This is a genomic window from Yoonia sp. (genome assembly GCF_036007805.1).
In the GTDB taxonomy this organism is placed as follows: Bacteria; Pseudomonadota; Alphaproteobacteria; order Rhodobacterales; family Rhodobacteraceae; genus Yoonia.
In genome coordinates, this window is record NZ_DASYOK010000167.1 from 1 (window position 1) to 6,270 (window position 6,270).

9 protein-coding genes are annotated in these 6,270 nt (G+C 59.3%); 6 read left to right on the top strand and 3 right to left on the bottom strand.

From position 1 onward, the window contains the following. Nucleotides 1-480 (bottom strand): aminotransferase class I/II-fold pyridoxal phosphate-dependent enzyme (locus VGP75_RS09785; protein ID WP_526025508.1); only part of this gene is annotated, 480 nt, incomplete at its 3' end. After that, nucleotides 477-848, bottom strand: coding sequence for a DUF1636 family protein (locus VGP75_RS09790; RefSeq protein ID WP_327543482.1), 372 nt, complete (start codon nucleotides 846-848; stop codon nucleotides 477-479). The genes VGP75_RS09785 and VGP75_RS09790, both read right to left, overlap by 4 nt. A 198-nt stretch (nucleotides 849-1,046) precedes the next feature. Here VGP75_RS09790 and VGP75_RS09795 point away from each other — a divergent pair, with 198 nt between their 5' ends. Continuing rightward, a complete protein-coding gene (locus VGP75_RS09795) occupies nucleotides 1,047-1,439 on the top strand; it encodes a response regulator (protein WP_327543483.1) in 393 nt (130 codons plus the stop codon). On the opposite strand, the gene VGP75_RS09800 is transcribed toward VGP75_RS09795, so the two are convergent. Next, nucleotides 1,399-2,376: a glutathione S-transferase family protein gene (locus VGP75_RS09800; protein WP_327543484.1), complete on the bottom strand. Its 978-nt coding sequence runs from the start codon at nucleotides 2,374-2,376 to the stop codon at nucleotides 1,399-1,401. The two genes, VGP75_RS09795 and VGP75_RS09800, sit on opposite strands and share 41 nt — an antisense overlap. A gap of 305 nt (nucleotides 2,377-2,681) precedes the next feature. Between VGP75_RS09800 and VGP75_RS09805 the strand changes: the two genes are divergently transcribed. The 5 genes from VGP75_RS09805 to VGP75_RS09825 form a co-directional block, all read left to right on the top strand. Beyond that, a complete protein-coding gene (locus VGP75_RS09805; protein WP_327543485.1) occupies nucleotides 2,682-2,891 on the top strand; it encodes a DUF6732 family protein in 210 nt (69 codons plus the stop codon). Next, nucleotides 2,888-4,105: a sirohydrochlorin chelatase gene (locus VGP75_RS09810; RefSeq protein WP_327543486.1), complete on the top strand. Its 1,218-nt coding sequence runs from the start codon at nucleotides 2,888-2,890 to the stop codon at nucleotides 4,103-4,105. The genes VGP75_RS09805 and VGP75_RS09810 overlap by 4 nt, the downstream gene beginning before the upstream one ends. Before the next feature lie 27 nt (nucleotides 4,106-4,132). Further along, a complete protein-coding gene (locus tag VGP75_RS09815; RefSeq protein WP_327543487.1) occupies nucleotides 4,133-4,768 on the top strand; it encodes a precorrin-8X methylmutase in 636 nt (211 codons plus the stop codon). A gap of 62 nt (nucleotides 4,769-4,830) precedes the next feature. Continuing rightward, on the top strand, nucleotides 4,831-6,033 hold the full coding sequence (gene cbiE / locus VGP75_RS09820) for a precorrin-6y C5,15-methyltransferase (decarboxylating) subunit CbiE (protein WP_327543489.1): 1,203 nt from the start codon (nucleotides 4,831-4,833) through the stop codon (nucleotides 6,031-6,033). Then, the coding region (locus tag VGP75_RS09825) for an SAM-dependent methyltransferase (protein WP_327543488.1) at nucleotides 6,030-6,270 on the top strand (241 nt) is incomplete at its 3' end. The genes cbiE and VGP75_RS09825, both read left to right, overlap by 4 nt.

The window sequence follows — 6,270 nt, forward strand, 5'->3', positions numbered from 1 at the left end:
GGGTATGATATCGCAGAAACTCTCGTCAATGATCGTATATGCGGCATCCAGATCGCTGGCCTGCCAGATGTGTCCGTCGGGATTGTTGGGGTGTACCGCGACCAAAGCGTGGCTTGGGTCTTGACCCAAGCACCAGCCCGCTGCCGCAAAAGCCGCGCCATGTTCGTTATAGGTGGGGCCCGGGATACAGACTGTGCCTGTCGGAAACACATGGGGCAGCGCCGCAATAATGGCAGAAGCGCCTGCCGCACCGAGGATTGCGGCATTGTCGGGGACATTCCAAAAGCGCCGCGCGAGCGCGTAAAGCCGCGCAAAGGCGGCTTCGTCCGGCAGTGCTGTCCATGCGTCATGGGGGAGGGCGGGCATGGGATAGGGCACCGGATTGATGCCCGTTGAAAGATCCAGCCAGCCAGCGCGGTCGCCGCCGTAGGCCGCAATTGCGGCATCGATGCCGCCGCCATGATCGCGCTTCTCTATCATTCTTTTGGCAAAGGCGGGTGGCGGGTGACGAAGTGGCCCTTCACGGCCTGTGGCCACGTCCGGTAGGGCACTTGCCCTGTTTCCGATTCCGCATGGGCTGCGGCGTAGGCGACAATGCCTTCCGCCGCCTCGCGCGACGGGGTAAATGTGCCCAAAGTATAGTTCAATTTACCTTCGCCTTGGATTGCGACGTTGCAAGCGTTCTTGCAGCCCATCAAACAAGATACACGCCGCGTCTTGACCGTTGCAACGTCTGCCGCTGCGGCCTCGATCAAGCCGGCCAGCACTTCACCGTCGGTTTGGGTCATGTCGCCTGCGTCCCAGCCCTCTTGCTTGCAGGTGTCGCAGATTGTGATCCAGGTTGTCATACTCTTTCGCCCAATTTCATCGCGGTTCTTCAAGCGGATTTTCGCCTCGCTCTCAAGCGAATGCGCGTAAGCCTGCCTTTTAGGATAGGTGCCGTCATAGCGTTAACACTTCGTTAACACATTGGCCGCAGTGCTGTCCTGCCAGGGTTAAAAAACCATCAACTAAGTTCCTAAAACTGTCTCGAACGGGGAGTAATTATGCGCGCACTGATTGTCCAACGAAATGAAAATCTCGGAGGCGTTTGGCAGCGGCATCTTGAGCGACTTGAGGTCAATGTCACTCTTGTTCAGAGCGCGGCAAGCGCATTAGACCTGATCTGCGGGGAAACCTTCGATGTGATCGTACTTGATCTGATGCCTGCCGAGGGCTGCGCACTGGCGGTTGCCGATCTGGTCCGTTTCCGGCAGCCGCGCGCAAATATTGTTTTTGTCACCGACACCACCTTCTTTTCAGACGGTTCTATCTTCAACTACGCCGCCAATGCGCGGGCTTTTGTGAAAACCGCAACGCCGCCGCAGGACCTGGCGGCGATCGTCCATCACTATGGCACTACTGCCCACGATCATGCGGCGCGTCGTAATCCAGTGTAGGGTTGATTGGCAAAATACGGTGCGGGTTAATCGTATCATGACTATAGTGATAGTGCCGCACGATATGCGCCATGTTCACGGTCTCGGCTACTCCCGGCATCTGGTACAGTTCGCGCAGATACCCTGACAGGTTCGAATAATCCGCGATCCGTTTGCGGTTGCATTTGAAATGTAAATGATAGACCGGATCAAAGCGCACCAGCGTGGTCCAGAGGCGCCAGTCGGCTTCTGTCAGGCGATCACCCATCAGGTAGCGGTTTTCGCCAAGACGGTCCTCGAGCCAGTCGAGCGTGTCGAAGAGCGGATAGACCGCTTTGTCATAGGCGGCTTGCGTTGTCGCAAAGCCTGATTTGTAGACACCATTGTTCAGGGTGTCATAGATCCGGTCATTCACGGGTGCGATGGCATCACGCAGCTCTTCCGGCCAGTAATCATCGGTATTGCCCGTGATGTGGTCAAAGGCGGAATTCAGCATCCGGATAATCTCGGAACTTTCGTTCGAGACAATCGTTTCGCGTTCTTTGTCCCAGAGAATCGGGACTGTGACGCGACCGTTCATATCTGGCAGCGCCTTAAGATAGATATCGCGTGCGAATGGCATACCGTAGAGCGTGTCACCGGTGGCACCGTCCTCATCGGTTTCAAAGGTCCAACCATCAGAAAGCATGTCGGGATGGACCGCAGAAATGCTGATATGGTCAGTCAGGTCTTTCAACTGGCGAAAGATGAGCGTGCGATGCGCCCAAGGGCAGGCGTATGAAACATAAAGATGATAGCGCCCGCTTTGTGCTGCAAAGCCGCCCTCGCCGGAAGGCCCGGCTGATCCGTCTGCCGTGATCCAGTTGCGAAATTGCGCCTCTTTGCGCTCGAATGCGCCACCGGATTTCTTGGTGTCATACCAAACGTCATGCCAAACGCCGTCTACAAGCTGGCCCATCTCATCATCCTTTCGTTGTTGAGCCCCGACCTAGCCCGCTTGCACGGCAAAACAAAGGTCCGTCAGGGCGCATGCTTGGTGCATGAGTGCACAGCAGGGCGTTGCAGTCTGCCGCCAGAAGGCGTGATTGCGTCGCTTAAGCGTTTGCTCCTGCGGCCCGCCCTGTCTATACCGTCCTCGACGAAGCCGCGCTGCGGCCAGAGAGGTTGGAGATGGGACGGTTGACCCAAAACGGGAACCGGACATCACATCGTCAAGACCCGCGCGCCGGGGCCTCTTGTGATGACAAAAAACGGAGGATGCCCATGCGGGGACTGCTGATACTTTTCTTTCTTTTTGCCGGAACATCGGCTTTCGCGCATCCGGGTCACTGGGCCGAGGTCGCGGGTCATGGACATTGGGTTGCCGGCGCTGCGATTGCGCTTGCCGGACTGGTGGCCCTTTGGGGTGAGTTGAAAAAGAAGAAAGACGAAGCAGAGCCAGAGGACGAAGAGCTGGAAGAGGAAAACGCATGAAAACCGGTGTCATGATCTGCGGCCACGGATCGCGCAGTCAATCCGCCGTTGACGAGTTCGCGACCTTGGCAGACAAACTGCCTGCATATCTGCCGGATGACTGGATGACCGAGTACGGTTATCTGGAATTTGCGAACCCTGTAATCCGTGACGGTCTGGACAAGCTGCGCGAGGCCGGGTGCGCACGCATTCTGGCCGTGCCGGGAATGCTTTTTGCCGCGATGCACGCCAAGAATGACATCCCCACGGTTCTGAATACCTATGCCGCCAAACACGGGATCGCGGTGCAGTACGGGCGCGAATTGGGCGTTGATCCCAAGATGATCGCGGCCGCCGCGGGCCGTATTCAGGACGCCGTTGATCAAGCCAACACGGACCATGGCGCGCTCCCCCTGACCGAAACCTGTCTTGTTGTGATCGGGCGCGGTGCATCCGATCCTGATGCCAACGGAAACGTGGCCAAGATCGCGCGGATGCTGCAAGAGGGCATGGGCTTTGGCTGGTGTGAAGTAGGCTATTCCGGCGTGACTTTCCCGCTGGTAGAACCCTGTCTGCAACATGTGGCGCGCCTGCCTTACAAGCGTGTCATTGTGTTTCCGTATTTCCTCTTCTCGGGCATTCTGATCGACCGGATATATGGCTTTACCGATCAGGTTGCGGCAGAACACCCCGGCATCCAGTTTGTCAAAGCGGGCTACTTGGGCGATCACCCGAAGGTGCTGGAGACCTTTGCCGAACGGATCATGGAACAGGTCAGTGCCACGCCGCCGCCCAACTGTGGCATCTGCGGATATCGCAGTCAGGTGCTGGCGCTCGAAGAGGGCAAAAGCCACAAGATCAGCGCCGAGGACCGCGCGCACCCTGCCTTTGGTGCTGTGCCGCCGTCCACCTGTGTGATGTGCAAATACCGTACCGCCGTTCTGGGCTTCGAGGGCGAGGTCGGGGCCGTGCAGGAAAGCCACCACCACCACGTTGAAGGCCAAGGTGCCAGCGCACCCGGCTCGAATGTGGCAGATTGCAGCCTGTGTGACACCTTCTGTACGGGCATGTGCCGGCTTGTGGCCGCGGATCATCACCATGATCACCACCACCATCATCATCACGACGACGATCATGATCATGATCATCATCACGATCACCACCATGCGCCTTATCCTCATGCGAAGCATCCGCATGGTCCCGAAAGCGCGCGCAAAGCCAAAGCCAAGACCTAAGGTTCACGGCAAGCGAAAGTCAGCGATTTGCGCCCCTATGAGAAAGACCCAGCCGCGATCTACGCGCAAAGCTTTGCAATGGTTCGCGATGAGGCGCGGCTTGAGCGGTTCGCACCCGCAATGCAACCGCTGATCACGCGCCTGATTCATGCTTGTGGCATGATCGAGGTCGCGGATCGGCTGGCCTTTTCGCAAGGTGCTGCGGATGCTGGGCGCGCAGCGCTTGTCGCTGGTGCGCCGGTGCTTTGCGATTGCGAAATGGTTGGTGCGGGGATCATCCGCCGTTACCTGCCCGCAAACAACGAGGTGATCGTCATGCTGAACGATCCCGCGGTGCCGGGTTTGGCGCAGCATATCGGGAATACGCGCTCTGCTGCTGCGGTGGAACTGTGGCGCGACCATATCGAGGGCGCAGTGGTTGCCATTGGAAACGCGCCGACAGCGCTCTTTCATTTGCTTGAGCTGCTTGATGCGGGCTGGCCGAAACCTGCGGTTATCCTTGGTTTTCCGGTGGGTTTCGTCGGTGCCGCTGAAAGCAAGGCAGAGCTGGCCGCAAACCCGCGCGGTTGTGACTATGTCGCCCTGCGCGGGCGGCGCGGTGGGTCTGCAATGGCTTCGGCAGCCGTCAATGCATTGGCTGCGGGGCTACCGGAAGATGTGTAATCATGCGCTTGTCAGCCCTTGCGGGCCTTCCGCGCGAAGCCGCCGACAGGGGGCGTCAAGCGATGGCTGATCCTTGGCTGCATATCGTGGGGATTGGCGAAGACGGGATGGACGGACTTGTCCCAGCCACCCGCGCCGTGGTTGAGGCGGCCGAGATCATTATCGGCGGTGACCGTCATCATACGCTGACCAAAACCGTCCGCGTGGAACGTCTGGCATGGCCGCATCCCTTTGATGCGCTGATTTCAACGATTCAAAGCCTGCGTGGCAAGCGTGTTGTGATCCTTGCGACAGGTGATCCACTCTGGTTTTCGGTCGGCGCGCGGATCGGACGTGCCATAAATCCGGCCGAGATCGTCTATCACCCTCAACTATCTGCGTTTCAACTCGCCGCAGCGCGCATGGGATGGTCTTTGCCTGATGTGGAAACGCTCACGGTGCATGGTCGTCCGGTCGAGCAGATGATCGCCTTTATCCAGCCAGACGCGCAATTGCTGGTGCTGACGACAGGGGCTGAAACCCCCGGCCAGATCGCCCGTTTCCTGACCGAGCGCGGCTTTGGCAAATCCCGCATGACGGTGCTTGCCGCGATGGGTGGCAAGGATGAGGCGCGCTTTGACGGGTTGGCCGAAAGCTGGGATCACACGGTGCCTGCGTTCAACACGCTTGCTGTTGAATGTGTTGCTGCACCTGATGCGGCGCTCCTGCCGCGCGTGCCGGGGCTGGCAGATGATCTGTTTCTCTCTGACGGCACGATGACCAAGCAAGAGGTGCGCGCCGCCACTGTCGCCAAGCTGATGCCGATGCGCGGGGCGCTCTTGTGGGACATCGGCACAGGCTGTGGATCGGTGGCAATCGAATGGATGCGCGCGGCACGCTATGCCCGTGCCATCGGGATTGAGCCGCGGGCGGATCGCCGTGCGATGGCTGCGGCCAATGCGCTGGCGCTGGGCGTGCCGAAATTGGTCTTGGTGGAAGGGTCGGTGCCCGCGGCGCTGATTGGGCTGGACGCACCGGACGCTATTTTTATCGGCGGCGGTCTGAGCCGCGAGACTTTCGATGCGGCTTCGGCGGCTTTGCGTCCCTTGGGCCGGTTGGTTGCCAATGCCGTGACGCTGGAAAGCGAGGCAGAGTTGATTGCGCTGCACAAAGATCATGGCGGTGATCTGGTGAAACTGCAGGTCCACCGCGCAGAACCTGTGGGCCGTCTGACGGGCTGGCGTCCGTCGATGCCGGTCACCCAGTGGAGTCTTGTGAAGCGATGACAGGGGTTTTGTATGGTGTGGGGGTCGGGCCGGGTGCGCCGGATTTGATGACATTGCGTGCCGCGCGGCTGATTGAGGGTGCAGACGTCGTGGCCTATCCTACGCTTGCAGGGGCTGCGAGCTTTGCGCGGGCGATTGCGGCGGATTTGATCGCGCCTGATGCGCAAGAGATCGTCATGGATGTGCCCATGTCGGTCGAGCGCGCACCAGCACAAGCGGCCTATGACAAAGGGGCGG